The 15,044-nt window shown below is 66.2% G+C and carries 17 protein-coding genes and 2 pseudogenes; 10 read left to right on the top strand and 9 right to left on the bottom strand.

Annotated features, from left to right (window positions below; genetic code table 11):
* Positions 1-48 precede the first annotated feature (48 nt).
* Genes dop through ectA form a run of 5 tightly spaced genes read right to left on the bottom strand, consistent with a single transcriptional unit; the run spans position 49 to position 4,782 of the window.
* Positions 49-1,557: a depupylase/deamidase Dop gene (gene dop / locus JOF57_RS07425; RefSeq protein ID WP_209915358.1), complete on the bottom strand. Its 1,509-nt coding sequence runs from the start codon at positions 1,555-1,557 to the stop codon at positions 49-51.
* Positions 1,558-1,566: 9 nt separating this feature from the next.
* Positions 1,567-2,499: an ectoine hydroxylase gene (gene thpD / locus JOF57_RS07420; RefSeq protein ID WP_234937744.1), complete on the bottom strand. Its 933-nt coding sequence runs from the start codon at positions 2,497-2,499 to the stop codon at positions 1,567-1,569.
* The gene (locus JOF57_RS07415; protein ID WP_209915356.1) at positions 2,496-2,888 is read right to left on the bottom strand and encodes an ectoine synthase; all 393 of its coding nucleotides are present in this window, start codon (positions 2,886-2,888) and stop codon (positions 2,496-2,498) included. The genes thpD and JOF57_RS07415 overlap by 4 nt, the downstream gene beginning before the upstream one ends.
* A 13-nt stretch (positions 2,889-2,901) precedes the next feature.
* Positions 2,902-4,188 (bottom strand): diaminobutyrate--2-oxoglutarate transaminase, encoded by a 1,287-nt coding sequence (ectB, locus tag JOF57_RS07410; RefSeq protein ID WP_209915354.1) that lies wholly within the window; start codon positions 4,186-4,188, stop codon positions 2,902-2,904.
* Positions 4,189-4,236: 48 nt separating this feature from the next.
* A complete protein-coding gene (gene ectA / locus JOF57_RS07405) occupies positions 4,237-4,782 on the bottom strand; it encodes a diaminobutyrate acetyltransferase (RefSeq protein ID WP_209915352.1) in 546 nt (181 codons plus the stop codon).
* A gap of 538 nt (positions 4,783-5,320) precedes the next feature.
* On the opposite strand from ectA, the pseudogene JOF57_RS07400 reads away from it, so the two are divergent.
* Positions 5,321-5,683, top strand: a pseudogene (locus JOF57_RS07400) (hypothetical protein); the annotation flags it as partial.
* A 132-nt stretch (positions 5,684-5,815) separates the two neighbouring features.
* Positions 5,816-6,964 (top strand): hypothetical protein, encoded by a 1,149-nt coding sequence (locus tag JOF57_RS07395; protein WP_209915350.1) that lies wholly within the window; start codon positions 5,816-5,818, stop codon positions 6,962-6,964.
* 4 nt (positions 6,965-6,968) lie between these two features.
* Here the strand turns inward: JOF57_RS07395 and JOF57_RS07390 are convergent, their stop codons facing one another.
* Positions 6,969-7,466 carry an adenosine-specific kinase gene (locus JOF57_RS07390; protein ID WP_209915348.1) on the bottom strand — a complete coding sequence of 166 codons (498 nt, stop codon included), beginning with the start codon at positions 7,464-7,466 and terminating at the stop codon, positions 6,969-6,971.
* 59 nt (positions 7,467-7,525) lie between these two features.
* On the bottom strand, positions 7,526-9,367 hold the full coding sequence (gene arc, locus JOF57_RS07385) for a proteasome ATPase (RefSeq protein WP_209915346.1): 1,842 nt from the start codon (positions 9,365-9,367) through the stop codon (positions 7,526-7,528).
* Between the two features lie 145 nt (positions 9,368-9,512).
* Here arc and JOF57_RS07380 point away from each other — a divergent pair, with 145 nt between their 5' ends.
* The 3 genes from JOF57_RS07380 to JOF57_RS07370 are packed head-to-tail and all read left to right on the top strand — an operon-like array spanning position 9,513 to position 10,874.
* Positions 9,513-10,016 (top strand): MTB12 family secreted protein, encoded by a 504-nt coding sequence (locus JOF57_RS07380; RefSeq protein ID WP_209915344.1) that lies wholly within the window; start codon positions 9,513-9,515, stop codon positions 10,014-10,016.
* 8 nt (positions 10,017-10,024) lie between these two features.
* The gene (locus JOF57_RS07375; RefSeq protein ID WP_209915342.1) at positions 10,025-10,573 is read left to right on the top strand and encodes a lipoprotein LppK; all 549 of its coding nucleotides are present in this window, start codon (positions 10,025-10,027) and stop codon (positions 10,571-10,573) included.
* A gap of 7 nt (positions 10,574-10,580) precedes the next feature.
* The gene (locus JOF57_RS07370) at positions 10,581-10,874 is read left to right on the top strand and encodes a DUF503 domain-containing protein (RefSeq protein WP_209915340.1); all 294 of its coding nucleotides are present in this window, start codon (positions 10,581-10,583) and stop codon (positions 10,872-10,874) included.
* 9 nt (positions 10,875-10,883) lie between these two features.
* Here the strand turns inward: JOF57_RS07370 and JOF57_RS07365 are convergent, their stop codons facing one another.
* Entirely contained in the window at positions 10,884-11,744 is an 861-nt protein-coding gene (locus tag JOF57_RS07365; protein WP_209915339.1) for a tRNA (adenine-N1)-methyltransferase, read from the bottom strand.
* 85 nt (positions 11,745-11,829) lie between these two features.
* Between JOF57_RS07365 and JOF57_RS07360 the strand changes: the two genes are divergently transcribed.
* From JOF57_RS07360 to JOF57_RS07350, 3 genes and pseudogenes are all read left to right on the top strand, one after another.
* Entirely contained in the window at positions 11,830-12,657 is an 828-nt protein-coding gene (locus JOF57_RS07360) for a RecB family exonuclease (RefSeq protein ID WP_209915337.1), read from the top strand.
* Complete coding sequence (locus JOF57_RS07355) at positions 12,654-13,451, top strand: thioesterase family protein (RefSeq protein ID WP_209915335.1); 798 nt, start codon at positions 12,654-12,656, stop codon at positions 13,449-13,451. The genes JOF57_RS07360 and JOF57_RS07355 overlap by 4 nt, the downstream gene beginning before the upstream one ends.
* Positions 13,448-13,842 (top strand): annotated as a pseudogene (locus JOF57_RS07350) (DinB family protein). The gene JOF57_RS07355 and the pseudogene JOF57_RS07350 overlap by 4 nt, the downstream one beginning before the upstream one ends.
* Here JOF57_RS07350 and JOF57_RS07345 read toward each other — a convergent pair.
* Positions 13,839-14,063: a hypothetical protein gene (locus tag JOF57_RS07345; protein WP_234937743.1), complete on the bottom strand. Its 225-nt coding sequence runs from the start codon at positions 14,061-14,063 to the stop codon at positions 13,839-13,841. The pseudogene JOF57_RS07350 and the gene JOF57_RS07345 sit on opposite strands and share 4 nt — an antisense overlap.
* 142 nt (positions 14,064-14,205) lie before the next feature.
* On the opposite strand from JOF57_RS07345, the gene JOF57_RS07340 reads away from it, so the two are divergent.
* Both JOF57_RS07340 and JOF57_RS07335 read left to right on the top strand, forming a co-directional pair.
* Positions 14,206-14,523, top strand: coding sequence for an ArsR/SmtB family transcription factor (locus tag JOF57_RS07340; protein WP_209915333.1), 318 nt, complete (start codon positions 14,206-14,208; stop codon positions 14,521-14,523).
* Positions 14,520-15,035, top strand: coding sequence for an SRPBCC family protein (locus JOF57_RS07335; protein WP_209915330.1), 516 nt, complete (start codon positions 14,520-14,522; stop codon positions 15,033-15,035). The genes JOF57_RS07340 and JOF57_RS07335 overlap by 4 nt, the downstream gene beginning before the upstream one ends.
* The last annotated feature ends 9 nt before the right edge of the window (positions 15,036-15,044 follow it).

The following is a 15,044-nucleotide window of genomic DNA, read 5'->3' as shown; positions in this document are numbered from 1 at the left end:
ACCGGTCGCCACCCCGATTGCCCGGGATAGCTCACCGCCGGAAAAGGGTCAGTTCGTGAGTTGTTCGACGAGTTCGGCGGCGCTGTCCACGGAGTCCAGCAGGGCGCCGACATGGGCTTTGCTGCCCCGCAACGGCTCCAGCGTGGGAATCCGGACCAGCGAATCGCCGCCGAGGTCGAAAATCACCGAGTCCCAGCTTGCCGCGGCGATGTCGGAACCGAATCGGCGCAGGCATTCGCCACGGAAGTAGGCGCGGGTGTCGGTGGGAGGGTTGTCGACGGCGTCGAGCACCTGCTGTTCGGTGACCAGGCGCTTCATCGAGCCACGAGCGACCAACCGGTTGTACAGCCCCTTGTCGAGCCGAACGTCGGAGTACTGCAGATCGACCAGGTGCAACCGCGGCGCCTGCCAGCCGAGGTTCTCGCGCTGACGGAACCCCTCCAGCAACCGCAGCTTGGCCGGCCAGTCCAGGATTTCGGCGCATTCCATCGGGTCGCGTTCGAGCAGGTCCAGCACGTGGGCCCAGGTCTCGACGACGTGCGCGGCCCGCGGGTCCGGATCCCGGCTGTCGACCAGTTTGGCCACCCGGTCCAGGTAGACCCGTTGCAGTGCCAGGGCGGTCATCTCACGGCCGTCGGCCAGCGCGACGGTGGCCCGCAGCGACGGATCGCGACTGATCACGTGCACCGCGTGCACCGGGCGGGCCAGCGCGAGATCGGACAGGTCGAGCCCGAACTGGGGACCCTCCTCGATCAGGTCGAGCACCAGGGAGCTGGTGCCGACCTTGAGGTAGGTCGACGTCTCGGCCAGGTTGGCGTCACCGATGATGACGTGCAGCCGGCGGTATTTGTCGGCGTCGGCGTGCGGCTCGTCGCGGGTGTTGATGATGCCGCGCTTGAGCGTGGTCTCCAGGCCGACCTCGACCTCGATGTAGTCGGCGCGCTGGGACAGCTGGAAACCGGGATCGTCACCCGAGGGCCCGATGCCGACGCGACCCGAGCCGGTCACCACCTGCCGTGACACCAGGAACGGGGTGAACCCCGCGATCACCGCGGAAAACGGGGTCTGCCGGCTCATCAGGTAGTTCTCGTGTGTTCCGTACGAGGCGCCCTTGCCGTCCACGTTGTTCTTGTAGAGCTGCAGCTTGACCGCCCCGGGCACGCTGGCGACGTGGCGGGCGGCGGCCTCCATGACGCGCTCACCGGCCTTGTCCCAGATCACCGCGTCCATGGGATCGGTGCACTCGGGCGCCGCGTACTCCGGGTGGGCGTGGTCCACATACAACCGGGCGCCGTTGGTGAGGATCATGTTGGCCGCGCCGACCTCGTCGGCATCGACGATCGGGGCCGGCCCGGAGGCGCGGGACAGGTCGAATCCGCGAGCATCGCGCAACGGCGATTCGACTTCGTAGTCCCACCGGGTGCGCTTGCCCCGCTGAATCCCGGCGGCTGCCGCGTACGCCAGCACTGCCTGCGTCGAGGTCAGGATCGGATTCGCGGTCGGATCGGATGGCGAGGAGATGCCGTATTCGACCTCTGTACCGATGATCCGTTGCATGGGGCCAGCCTAGGCGACGGCCTGCACGCCCCGGGCCGCCAGGTATTCGGGCCGTGGGCGGTCCGCGGCGAACGGGTCGGTCAGGGCGTTGTGCACCGAGTTGAACACCAGGAAGACGTTCGAGCGCGGCAGCGGTGTGATGTTGGACCCCGAGCCGTGCAGCAGGTTCGCGTCGAACCACAGCGCGGTGCCGGGCGGCCCGGTGAACTGATGGATGTCGTGCTGGTCGACGACCTTGGTCAACGTCGTCTGATCGGGCACGCCGACGTTCTGGGCCACCAGTGAGGTGTCGTGGTTGTCTGCGGGCGTCGCACCGACACACGGATAGAACGTCTGGTGCGATCCAGGGATGACCATGAGCGACCCGTTGTACGGGTAGTTGTCGGTCAGGGCTATCGAACACGACACCGCGCGGATCGCCGGCATCCCGTCCTCGGCGTGCCAGGTCTCGAAGTCCGAATGCCAGTAGAAACCGGTCCCGGTAAACCCGGGCATGAGGTTGATCCTGGCCTGATGGACGTAGACGTCGCCGCCCAGCAGCTGCCGCGCGATCGGCAACACCGTGTCGAGCCGAACCAGCTGCGCGACCAGGTCGCTGAGCAGATGCGGTTCGAAGATCGAACGGATCGTGCCACCCGGCTCTCGGATCACCCGAGGGTCGTCGGGGTCCAGATCGGCTGCAACCCGGTCCATTTCGTGCCGCAACAGCGGCAGCCAGTCGTCTGACACGGTGTCCGGTGCCACCAGGTACCCGTATTCGGAGAAGCCGTCCAGGTGAAGCTGACTGAGCGGACCGTCGGCTACGCCACCCCACACCGCAGGCTCATAGCGCGGTACCGGCTCGATAGCGTGGTCGAGCCGTGTCGGGTAGTGATCAGTCGGTTCCTCGCTGGGCAGACGGATGCGCGCACGGCCTTCGGCTTCTCGCTGAACTGCCGTCATGCCACCGATTGGGGCGCCGGGTACACGCCGTTCTCGTCGTGCACTTCCCGCCCGGTCACCGGAGGGTTGAACACGCACAGCATGCGCAGCTGCTCATCGCAGGTCACCCGGTGGCGGTCATTGTTGTTGAGCAGATACATGGTTCCGTCGGCCAGCGGATACTGCTGCCCCGTCTCCAGATCCGTCAGCACGCCGGTGCCCTCGATCACCCAGACCGCCTCGACGTGATGCTGGTAGTGGAATTCGTTGACCGAACCGGCTTCGATGGTCGTCTCGTGGAACGAGAATCCGACACCGTCACCGGCCAGGATGATCCGCTTGGATCGCCAGGTGCCGTCGGCCACATCGCGGTCGGTTCCGGTGATGTCAGCTGTGGTGCGCACGATCATGTTTCAACCTCCCTCAGGCCAGCGTGACGGCGACGGACTCGGCGAGGATGTCCAGACCCTCGAACAGGTCGGCGGCCGAAGTGGTCAGCGGCGGCAGCAGTTTCACCACTTCGTCGGACGGCCCGCTGGTCTCTATCAGCGCACCACGGTCGAACGCGGCCCGGCACACCTGCCCGGCCAGGTCCGTCTGGTCGAACTTGATGCCCTGCGCCATCCCGCGGCCGCGGGCGGTCACTCCGTCGTGGGCCGCGGCGATCTCTTCCAGCCGGGCCCGGGTCAGCTCGCCCTTGGCGACGGTTTCGGCGCTGAATTCGTCGTTTTCCCAATACGTCTCAAGTGCCGCCGTGGCGGTGATGAATGCGGGGTTGTGGCCGCGGAACGTGCCGTTGTGCTCCCCCGGCGTCCACACGTCGAGATCGCGGCGGAACAACGTGAGCGCCATCGGCAGCCCGTAGCCGCTGACCGACTTCGATATCGTGACGATATCGGGCACGATGCCTGCGGCCTCGAAGCTGAAGAACGGCCCGGTGCGGCCACATCCCATCTGGACGTCATCGACGATCAGCAGGATGTCCCGCTTGCGGCACAACTCGGCCAGGGCACGCAGCCATTCGATCCGTGCGACGTTGAGACCACCTTCACCCTGGACGGTTTCGACGATCACCGCGGCGGGCCGGTTGAGCCCGCTGCCCGAATCATCGAGCACGCGCTCGAACCAGTGGAAGTCCTCGGTGACCCCGCCGAAGTAGTTGTCGTAGGGCATCGGGGTGGCGTGCACCAGCGGGATGCCTGCGCCGGCCCGCTTCATCGAGTTGCCGGTGACCGACAACGCGCCCAGGGTCATGCCGTGAAATGCGTTGGTGAAGCTGATGATCGACTCGCGACCGGTCACCTTCCTGGCCAGCTTGAGTGCCGACTCCACCGAGTTAGCACCGGTCGGTCCGGGGAATTGCACCTTGTAATCGAGCCCGCGCGGCCGCAGGATGAGCCGTTCGAAGCTCTCCAGGAACCGCTGCTTGGCCGTGGTCGCCATGTCGAGAGAGTGCACGATCCCGTCGGAGGCGAGGTACTGGAGCAACGGCTCCTTGAGCACGGGGTTGTTGTGACCGTAGTTCAGCGCCCCCGCCCCGGCAAAGAAGTCAATGTAGGCGCGTCCCGAGGTATCGGTCACCCAGGAGCCACTGGCGGTGTCCATCACCGCAGGCCAGCTGCGGCAATAACTTCGGACCTCGGATTCGACCGAGCTGAAGACGTCGGGCAAGTCAGATTCGGTCAGGGGCGCTGTGGTAGCCAGCAGCAAGGGAAAATCCTTCCAATGTGGATCAAAATGGTTATCAGATAACTGATTTCAGCGAGAAAGCGGTGTGGCGATCGGCCCCATCCGCAGGATCGGCTCATCCTCGTGTGCTCCGCCTGCATCCAGCAGGTCACACCCGAAGTGCGGGTCTTCGACAAGCGCGACGCCGTGACGGCGCGCGAAGGCACCGAAGAATGCGCGCGATGCGGTGTTGCCCGGAGCGACCGTGGCCTCCACGGTGATCGGACCTCCGTCGCGCTGCGACCGCACCCGGTGTACGAGCGCGTCGAGCATCGTGCTGGCCAGTCCCCCGCCCTGCGCCGACGGCGCCACGGCGACCTGCCACACGAACAGGACATCCGGTCGCGGCGGCGGGTGGTAACCAGTGATGAATCCGTGCAGGTCACCGTCACGTTCAGCCACGATTGACGTGGCAGCAAAATCGGTTGCCAGCAGCAGATAGGCGTAAGTGGAATTCACATCCAGCACCCCGGTAGCTTCCGCGAGGTCACGGATGCCAATCGCATCGGTACCCCGTGGTTGGCGCAGGAATTCTTCCCGGGAATGGCGCCCGGGAACGCTTTCTAAAACACGCATATCGAGTTAAAAGTCACCACCGAACTTCTCAGCGATCATCGTCAGTTTCATGTCATCGGTGCCTCGACGTAAGCACACCGCCCTGTCGGGATCAAGCGCCGCTACCGCCCCAGGCGCGCAGATCCGTTCACAGAGATAGCTGTTGACCTGCACTAACTTCACCATTCTTCAATCTCAGAAAGGAATTTGCGTCGTTATCCAATCGTTACATTGGTGCAGCGGTACCGCCTCGGCGTGTCGTCCGCACTCCTCGCCTGGTCACCCGAACAATCGAACCGAGCACATCCCGGGAAAGACCCGCAACGAATAATCCGGGTGAGAAATTCCAATCGAAATTTAATAATTGCCGGTGTCGCCCCAGTGTATTTTCGAGTCGAATAGGCTCGGAGGTTCGCCCCGCAGCCGTTGTCTCTGGGTTGGCCGCCACGTGGCAGCACGGGCAACACCACGCGATCCGTAGCGACACGTCAGCCGGTCCGAAATCACCTCAGCTACGTCGAGATCGAGCACAATGACCGCCGTGGCCGACATGCGGCGTGTGGCGGTGATGGTGGTATCCCAGGCGATCCAGGTGGTGTTGTTCACCACCGGGCTGTTCGCGTTCTTCCTGGCGTTGGGCATCATTGCCATCCCTGACGACGTCATCGTGCTGTGGTCGGCAGAGGCGGCCTGCCAGACCGGCGCCCCGCCCTGCGCCGGAACCTGGTTCGGCATCGCGATCCCGATTCCCCAGACAGTGGTGCACATGTCGTTGTTCGTGGCGGTGCTCTCCGGCCTTTACTTCACCATGAGCACGAGCGTCGATCCGTTGTACCGCGAGAGGCTCTTCGACCCGCTGATCGCCGATGTCGCGGTCAGCCTGGCCGGGCGTGACGCCTATCTCGAGCTCGAGCGACGCTGAGGCCGTCGGCGCAGCCCCCCGCAGTGCGCCGCGACACGTTGCACCGGTCACCACCCGGGTGCTTGCCGAACCGGTGATTGCTTGGTGCAGTAGTCGCAATGACCACTATCCCGGTTGTGGCGGTGAGTAACCGTGGCGAGTTCGCGACTCCCTGATCGCATCGAGGCCGAGCGCTGGTTCCTGGCCAACGGGCTGCCCGCGGTGTTGCGGCCGGGGGCGCTGGTCCGGTCGGTATGGGCGCGGTCGGCGCCGGCCCTTGCCGCCTACGCGTGGGTGATGCTGAGTTCGGTGCTGGTGGTCACCCTGACCGGCAAGCACACCATCGACATCGACGGCACCCCGACCCGTACCGAGTGGTTCGTGCTGGCGGTCCTGCTGCTGGTGCTCCCGGCCGCCGCCCTGGTCGGGTGGGCGGTGTCCCTACTCCCGACCCTGCGGGCGGCTACCGCGGCGTCGACGGTGGCCTGCCTGATGATCGTGGCGAGCGGATTCTGCGGCGGACTGACCGCACGGGAAGGCGTGAACCTGATCATCGAACTGTCGGTCATTGCAGCTGTATTGGTTTGCACCGCAACGGGAATCGGATCGATCCTGAGTTTCGCCGCGCAGGTGACGATCTCGAACCTCACATCGGTCGGCAGCCTGTTCGTCCGGGCGCTGCCCGTGGTACTCCTGACCGTGCTGGTGTTCTTCAACACCTACGTCTGGTTGATGGCGTCCACGCTGAGCCGGGCCCGACTCTGGCTGGCTCTGCTCTTCCTGTTCGCGGTCGCCACGGTGTTCCTCGTGTCCAGCACGCTGGAGCGGGTGCGGCCTATTCTGCGGCCCGACGCCAAGGAACCCGAGGACGCCCGGCGGCTGGCGGGCACGCCGTTCGCCGACATGCCCGACCGGCCGCGGCGGGTAGGCCTGTCGAAGCCGGAACGGCTCAATGTGGTGTTTGCACTCGTGCTCTCGCAGATCGTCCAGGTGCTCACCGTCGCGGTCGTGACCGCGCTGATCTTCTTCGTACTGGGATTGATCGTGCTCAGTCCCGAACTCCTGGCCGCCTGGACCCACAACGGATCACCCGACGGCCAGCTGCTGGGAATGACGTTCCCCGTACCCGAAGCTCTGATCCAGACCACCATGTTCCTGGCGGCATTGACGTTCATGTACCTCAGCGCCCGGGCAGTGTCCGACGCCGAGCAGCGCACCCGGTTCCTCGACCCACTGCTCGACGATCTACGGCTCACGTTGGTGGCGCGCGACCGTTACCGCACCCGGACGGCTGAATCCTGACCCGTCAGAGCTTGTAGCCGATCGCGCGCAACAGATCCCGTCGGGCTGCTACGTCGCCGTCAGATTCGACGCCCAGCGGCGGCTCCCCGTCGATCACGCCCGCGATGCCGCGACCGCGCGGGGTGACGGCCACCAGGACATCGACCGGATTGGCAGTGGCGCAAAAGAGCGAGCAGACCTCCGGAACCGCCTTGATCGGGTTGAGGACGTTCACCGGGAACCCCTCCCGCAGGAAGATCACGAACGTGTGCCCGGCGGCAATGGCCAGCGCGTTGCGCACCGCCAACTCGACCAGATCGGGATCATTACCGCTGCGGCGCACCAGCCGTGGACCGGATGCCTCGCAGAATGCCAGCCCGAACCGCAACGACGGGCTGACACCCACCAAGGCCTCGTGCAGATCGTCCACTGTCTTGATGAAGTGCGCCTGCCCGATGACGACGTTGAGGTCGTCGGGTTTGTCGACGGCCACCACGTCCCAGGACAGCGCCGGTGTGGTCACAGCACCATGCTGCCACCGACGCCGACCTGGTGGGGCCGATTACGACCAGCCGATCCCGACTACAGGTACTGCCCCAGGTTCGACTCGGTATCAATGGCCCGGCTCGCACTCGAGCTCTTGCCGGTGACGAGCGTGCGGATGTAGACGATCCGCTCACCCTTCTTGCCCGAGATCCGGGCCCAGTCATCGGGATTGGTGGTGTTGGGCAGGTCCTCGTTCTCGGCGAACTCATCGACGATCGAGTCGAGCAGGTGCTGGATGCGCAGACCCCTCTGCCCGGTCTCCAGCACTGCCTTGATCGCGTTCTTCTTGGCCCGGTCGACGACGTTCTGGATCATGGCGCCAGAGTTGAAGTCCTTGAAGTACATGACTTCCTTGTCACCGTTGGCGTAGGTGACCTCCAGGAACCTGTTGTCGTCGATCTCGGCGTACATCCGGTCCACGACCTTCTCGATCATGGTCTTGATCGTCAGAGTCCGGTCGCCGCCGAACTCGCTGAGATCGTCCTCGTGCACCGGGAGTTGCTCGGTCAGGTACTTGGAGAAGATGTCCTGTGCCGACTCGGCATCGGGCCGCTCGATCTTGATCTTGACGTCCAGGCGGCCGGGTCGCAGGATCGCCGGATCGATCATGTCCTCGCGGTTGGAGGCGCCGATCACGATGACGTTCTCCAGCCCCTCCACGCCGTCGATCTCCGAAAGCAGCTGCGGCACAACGGTTGTCTCGACATCGGAGCTGACTCCGGTACCGCGGGTGCGGAAGATCGAGTCCATCTCGTCGAAGAAGACGATCACCGGGGTGCCCTCAGAGGCCTTCTCGCGGGCGCGCTGGAAGATCAGCCGGATGTGACGCTCGGTCTCACCGACGAACTTGTTCAGCAGCTCGGGACCCTTGATGTTGAGGAAGTAGCTCTTCGCCTCGCGGGCGTCGTCGCCACGAACCTCGGCCATCTTCTTGGCCAGCGAGTTCGCCACGGCCTTGGCGATCAGGGTCTTACCGCAACCGGGCGGGCCATAGAGCAGCACACCCTTGGGCGGCCGCAGCGAGTACTCGCGGTAGAGCTCCTTGTGCAGGAAGGGCAGCTCCACGGCATCGCGGATCTGCTCGATCTGCCGGCCCAGTCCACCGATGTCGTTGTAGCTGACGTCGGGCACCTCTTCGAGCACCAAGTCCTCGACCTCGGCCTTGGGGATGCGCTCGAAGGCATATCCGGCCTTGGTGTCGACCAGCAGGGAATCGCCGGGGCGCAGTTTGCGCGGCCGGTCGTCGTCGAATGCGGCCTCGGAATCCTCGGGCAGATCCTCGGCGGCGATCAGGGGCTCGGCCAGCCAGACGATGCGTTCCTCATCGGCATGCCCGACGACGAGCGCACGGTGGCCGTCGGCCAGGATTTCCCGCAACGTGCTGATCTCGCCGACGGCCTCGAAGTGGCCGGCCTCGACCACGGTGAGTGCCTCGTTGAGCCGCACGGTCTGGCCCTGCTTGAGCGAGGCGGTCTCGATGTTCGGCGAGCAGGTGAGCCGCATCTTGCGTCCCGAGGTGAACACGTCGACGGTGTCGTCCTCGTGGGTGCCGAGCAGCACGCCGTAGCCGCTGGGCGGCTGGCCCAGCCGGTCCACCTCCTCGCGCAGGGCGAGCAGCTGCTGACGGGCCTCTTTGAGGGTGTCCATGAGCTTCGCGTTACGCGACGCGAGCGAGTCGATGCGCGCCTCAAGCTGGTGGACGTCACGGGCACTACGCAATCCGCTCTGGGGCCCTACCGCATTTTCCAGTTGCTCACGCAGAACCGCAGCCTCACGACGCAGCGATTCCAGCTCGGCGGCCTCATCGCTGGACATGGGTTGCGACTGGCCGGCCGAGAAACTCTCGGCATGGCCGTCCGAACGCTCCGACTCACTCATATTGCGCTCCCTCCCGCACCGTAAGTTGGTGCAGTAACAACTTCAACGCTACCGGCGATTCAGCCATTGTGTGCGCTCTAGGAACGAGACACACCAGCACCACTGTTAGCCTCTTAATTCAATTGGTCCGATCGAAAGGACAGTCGTGGCCTCGAAAACCCTCGTTACCGGCTTTATCACCGCAGCTGCTGCCGCCGCCGTGGTGGGCGGAGCAGCGGCGGGTGTGACTTCTATTGCATCCAGCGGCATGTCGGCCACCCCGGCGATCCAGCCGGTCGTGTTCGGCGCGCCGCTGCCGGCCACCCCGGCACCGGAGCTGGCGTCGCCGCTGGTGCAGACCCTGCAGGCGCTCGCCAGTGGCGGCTCTTTCAGCAGCAAGGCCCCCTACATCCAGGGTGGCATCGGTCGTATCGAGAGCATCGCCGCGGACCGCGCGTACAGCAAGGCCGCCGCGGAAGGGAAGTTCCCGCTGAGCTTCGACATCGCGAACATCGAGGACCAGGGCGGCGTGGCGTACGCCGACGTCACCGCGACCTCGAACACCGGCGGCACCGCCACCCAGAACATCCAGTTCGTGGCGGGCCCGAGCCCCACCGGCTGGCAGATCTCCAAGGGATCGGCCTTGAACCTGCTGTCCTCTGTCGGCTGAGTAGGTCATTGAACCGCAGCCGTATCGCAGTCCTGGGTGCCGCCACGATCGTGGCGGCACTTGGGGTCTGTGGGTGCAGTAGCGGCGACCAACCGGCCACGACGTCGCACCCGAGAACCAGCGCGCTGTCCACGACCGCGCCGGAGGCGTTGCCCACCGCGCCGCTGCCTGCCCCCGAAGCACTGACCGGCGTGCTGGACCGGCTGGCCGACGTCAACGTCCCCGGCGCCGACAAGGTCGTCCTGGTGGAACAGGGCACGGCCGCTGACGCCGAGGCGCTGGACAAGTTCGGCCGCGCGCTGGCCGACAACGGCTTCACCCCCATGATCTTCGAGGCCACCGATCTGGCCTTCTCGCAAACCGACCCGGCCAACGTGGTGGCGACCGTCAAGGTCACCGCGGGCGGTGAGGATTCGGCGCGCGAATTCAGCTTCCCGATGGAATTCACCCCGCACGGCGACGGCTGGCAGCTGACCAGACGCACCGCCGACCTACTGCTGGTGATGGGTGCCGGCACCGAAGCATCGACGCCGCCCGCCCCGACCCCGCCCCGCTGACCCGGGTATGTGGATCGGTTGGCTGGAGTTCGACCTGCTGCTCGGTGACGTGCACTCGCTCAAACAGAAGCGCTCGGTCATCCGGCCGGTGATCGCCGAGCTACACCGCAAGCTCGCTGTATCGGCGGCCGAAACCGGTACCCACGATCTGCACCGCCGCGCCGGCATCGGCGTCGCGCTCGTCGCCGCCGACCGTCACCACGTGGTCGAGGTGCTCGATGCCGCCGAACGAATGGTCGCAGGCCGTCCCGAACTGGAACTGCTGTCCACCCGGCGGGGCCTACACCGCAGCGACGACTGAGCCGTCAGGTCAGGCGCCCGACTCGGGCCCGGCGGTGAGATGACGTTTCTTGCGCAGCGGGACCGGCGCCACCGCGCCCGGCGCCAATTTGCGCGCGCTGACGAGAAACGCCGTGTGGCCGCGCATGTTGTGTTCCGGACGCACCGCCAGACCCACCACGTGCCAGCCGCGCTGCATGCTCTCCCAGGACCGCGGCTCGGTCCAGCACTGCTGCTCGCGAAGCGCCTCCACAACCCGCGACAGCTGGGTGACGGTCGCGACGTAGACCATCAGCACACCACCGGCGACCAGCGCCCTGGAGACGGCGGGCAGCACCTCCCAGGGCGCCAGCATGTCCAGGACCACCCGATCCTGTTCCGGGCCGTCGTAGTCGGCGAGGTCGGCGATCACCAGGTCCCAGTTCTCGGGGCGCTCACCGAAGAACGTGATGACGTTGCGCTCGGCGGTCGGGGCGTGGTCGTCACGGATCTCGTACGACGTCACCCGGCCCTCGGAGCCGACCGCCCGCAGCAGCGAGCAGGTCAGGGCGCCGGATCCGGCACCGGCCTCCAACACGCGGGCGCCCGGGAAGATGTCACCCTCGTGGACGATCTGCGCGGCGTCTTTGGGATAGATGACCTGCGCACCACGCGGCATCGACATCACATAGTCGACCAGCAGCGGTCGCAGCACCAGGAACTGGTCGCCGTTGGTCGATTTGACCACACTGCCTTCGGGCAACCCGATCACGTTGTCGAAGGCGATGATGCCGCGATGGGTGTGGAACTCCCCGCCGGGATTGAGCACCATCGTGTAGCGCCGGCCCTTGGCGTCGGTGAGTTGCACGCGGTCGCCCACGGCGAACGGTCCGGTCGGTCTCTTCCCTGCCACGGATGTCCAGCCTGCCAGTACCCGTACCGGGCCGGCTGCCCGGGGTTCTGCAACCTTGTCGGAGCCCGGTCCTAGGCTTACGGGTGTGAGTGAGGAACCGGCCCCGACGCCGCGCCGCCCGGCGCTGTCGCCGTCGCGGGCCGGCGATTTCAAGCAGTGCCCGCTGCTCTACCGGTTCCGCGCCATCGACCGACTCCCCGAGCCGCGCTCCACCGCCCAGCTGCGCGGGTCCCTGGTTCACGCCGCGTTGGAGCAGCTCTACGGGCTGCCCGCGGCCGAGCGGGTGCATGACACCGCGCTGAATCTGGTGGAGCCGGCCTGGGAGCAGGTTGTGGCCGCCGAGCCCGAGCTGGCCGATACCGAGCATCCGGCCACGTTGCTGGCCGAGGCCAGGGCCCTGCTGTCGGGGTACTACCGCCTGGAGGACCCGACCCGGTTCGATCCGCAGTCCTGCGAACACCGCCTCGAGGTGGAGCTGGCCGACGGCACGCTGTTGCGCGGATTCGTCGACCGGATCGATGTGGCACCGTCGGGAGCGTTGCGCGTCGTCGATTACAAGACCGGCAAGGCCCCGTCCGAGGCGTGGGCCCAGGCCGAGTTCAAGGCGATGTTCCAGATGAAGTTCTACGCCGTGGCGTTGCTGCGCTCGCGTGGGGTGATGCCGTCGCGGCTCCGGCTGTTGTATCTGGCCGATGGCCAGGTGCTCGACTACTCCCCCGAGCTCGACGAGCTGTTGCGGTTCGAGCGCACGCTGATGGCGATCTGGAAGGCCATCCAGGTGGCCGGGGCCACGGGCGACTTCCGGCCCAACCCGTCGCGCCTGTGCTCGTGGTGCGCGCATCAAAGTGTGTGTCCGGCGTTCGGCGGCACCCCGCCGCCGTATCCGGGGTGGCCAGAATCGGGAGCTGCATGATCGGGTGTCATTACCGTCGGCTCGGTGCCGATGGCGAGTACCAGTTGTTCGAATCCACCGCCGACACCCGCAGTAACTGGGATCCGGCGATTCAGCACGGCTCGCCGCCGCTGGCACTGCTGACCAAGGCGATCGAGGAGTTGACCGCAGGCTCCGGCCTGCGGGTGGGACGGTTGACGCTCGACATCCTGGGCGCCATTCCGGTTGCACCGGTGCGGGTTCGGGCCTGGGTGGACCGGCCGGGGTCACGCATCTCGATGGTCGCTTCGGAGATGGAGGCGGCCCGGCCCGACGGCAGCTGGCGCGCAGTGGCCCGGGTGACGGCGTGGCTGTTGGCCCCCAGCGACACCAGTGACGTGGTCACCGACCGCTTTTCACCGTTGGTGGAGGGCGAGGCCGACGAGGTGGCTCACAACTGGGAAGGTGCGCCGGGCTACCTGGAGAGTGTGTCGTGGCGGCGGCAGCGTACCGCCGACGGCGAGGCGGCGGTGGCGTGGATGAGCCCGTTGACTCCAGTGGTCGACGATGAGGAGACGACGGGCCTGCAACGCCTGGCGTTGGTGGTGGATTCGGCCAATGGCATTGGCGCGGCGCTGGATCCGGAGAAGTTCATCTTCATGAACACCGACACCTCGGTGCATCTGCACCGGCTTCCGGAGGGCTCGGACTTCGCGGTGCGCGCCCGCGGCTCGATCGGCCCGGACGGTATCGGTGCGACGACGGCGGAAATCTTTGACCGTCAAGGGTTTATCGGCACCTCCGCGCAGACCCTGCTGGTGATGCGGGCGCCGTGATCGCCGAGCTGCGCCGTCAGTTCGACCTGGCCTGGGCGCTGACCGACCTGCACCTGTCGGCGCTGTCAGACGAGGATCACCTGTGGGCGCCCGGCCGGCTGGTGTGGACGGTGCACGAGGACGCGTCTGGTCGGTGGTGGGCGGACTTCGCTGACATCGAGCCCGACCCGATTCCGGTGCCGACCATCGGCTGGCTCACCTGGCACATGATTCTCTGGTGGTCGACCGCCCTGGCCCACGTCGACGGCCGGCCCCCAGCGCCGCACTCCGAGATCGACTGGCCCGGTCGCTGGCCGACATGGCGTTGTGGTTGAACGTCGAGCTGACGAAGAACGCTGCCGAGATCGGTCAGCTTCGCATGCTGCGCGCCGCGATCCGATCCTGCGGCTAATCGTCCTCGCCCTGGTCGTCGTCCCAGCCACCGCGCCACCGCGGTCCGTCATACCAGCCGTTGTACCAGCCGGGAACGTCCACGCAGGCCTGCGCGTAGCCATACGGGCCATTCACACACAGCCCCGGATCGGCCGATGCCGACCCGGCTCCGGCAGTCGCGATCCCGATCGGCACCGCCACCGCACCAAGTCCGGCAGTTATTTTCGCAAGATTCTTCACAGGGATGTCACCCCATTTCCGGTCATCGCTCAAAGCGAGTACCCGACCCCCGTCCACTTTAGTCCGACGAGGCATGGCCGCAAGGCTCGCGCCGCATCTATATCGTCTTGCGTCTATATAGACGTAGTGTAATACTCGATGCATGGATGTGTTCGAGGCAGTCGCCGAACCGAGCAGGCGGGCCCTGCTCGACGCCCTCGTCGATGGTGAACGCACCGCCGGCGAGTTGGTGGCCACCCTGCCGGAGCTGACCCAGCCCACCGTGTCGCGGCATCTACGGGTGCTGCGGGAAGTCGGACTGGTCGAAGTACGACCCGACGCACAGCGCCGGATCTACGCGCTGCGCGCCGATGGCCTGGTCCAGATCGACGAGTGGATCGAACGGTACCGACGCTACTGGTCCGAGCACCTCGACGCCCTGGAGCGTCATCTCAAAGCGACCCACAAGGAGACGAAATGACCAGCCGCGAAGGCAAACTCACCATTGAGGGCGATCGGGCCACACTGAATTTCGAGCGACGGCTGCCCTATTCGGTCGACGCGGTATGGGCCGCCATCACCGATCCCGAACAGCGCAATCAGTGGATGGGCGAAACGACCATCGACGCCCGCGAGGGCGGCACGATCGAGCTGATTCCGCATTCCCCCCCGATTCCACCGCAGCAGAAGACGATGAGCGGACGGATCCGGGTGTGGGACCCGCCAAGGGTTTTCGAGCACGAGTGGAGCCAGGCCGTCCTGTCCGCTCCCGAACCCGGTGTCGTGCGCTACGAACTCACCCCCGACGGCGACGGGACCCTGCTGAGGTTCATCCACCGCGGCCTGACGGCCTCCGACGGTCAGGGATTCCACCCCGGCACCCACGCCTACCTGGACCGACTGGAGGCGCACCTCGGCGGGCAGCCGCTGCCCGACTGGGCCCAGCGCTACCAGGAAGTCGCTCAATCACTCGGCGCCCAGTGGACCCCATAGAAGGAGACG

It is taken from the genome of Mycolicibacterium lutetiense, from assembly GCF_017876775.1.
GTDB lineage: Bacteria > Actinomycetota > Actinomycetes > Mycobacteriales > Mycobacteriaceae > Mycobacterium > Mycobacterium lutetiense.
Note: the sequence above shows the minus strand (reverse complement) of the source record. Positions and strands in the feature narration are given on the sequence as shown.

What these genes read in the sequence shown, in the direction of transcription:
- thpD (WP_234937744.1), bottom strand. Translation starts at nt 2,499, where the DNA reads ATGACGGCAGTTCAGCGAGAAGCCGAAGGCCGTGCGCGCATCCGTCTG.
- dop (WP_209915358.1), bottom strand. Translation starts at nt 1,557, where the DNA reads ATGCAACGGATCATCGGTACAGAGGTCGAATACGGCATCTCCTCGCCA.
- JOF57_RS07335 (WP_209915330.1), top strand. Translation starts at nt 14,520, where the DNA reads ATGACCAGCCGCGAAGGCAAACTCACCATTGAGGGCGATCGGGCCACA.
- JOF57_RS07415 (WP_209915356.1), bottom strand. Translation starts at nt 2,888, where the DNA reads ATGATCGTGCGCACCACAGCTGACATCACCGGAACCGACCGCGATGTG.
- JOF57_RS07355 (WP_209915335.1), top strand. Translation starts at nt 12,654, where the DNA reads ATGATCGGGTGTCATTACCGTCGGCTCGGTGCCGATGGCGAGTACCAG.
- arc (WP_209915346.1), bottom strand. Translation starts at nt 9,367, where the DNA reads ATGAGTGAGTCGGAGCGTTCGGACGGCCATGCCGAGAGTTTCTCGGCC.
- JOF57_RS07340 (WP_209915333.1), top strand. Translation starts at nt 14,206, where the DNA reads ATGGATGTGTTCGAGGCAGTCGCCGAACCGAGCAGGCGGGCCCTGCTC.
- JOF57_RS07370 (WP_209915340.1), top strand. Translation starts at nt 10,581, where the DNA reads ATGTGGATCGGTTGGCTGGAGTTCGACCTGCTGCTCGGTGACGTGCAC.
- ectA (WP_209915352.1), bottom strand. Translation starts at nt 4,782, where the DNA reads ATGCGTGTTTTAGAAAGCGTTCCCGGGCGCCATTCCCGGGAAGAATTC.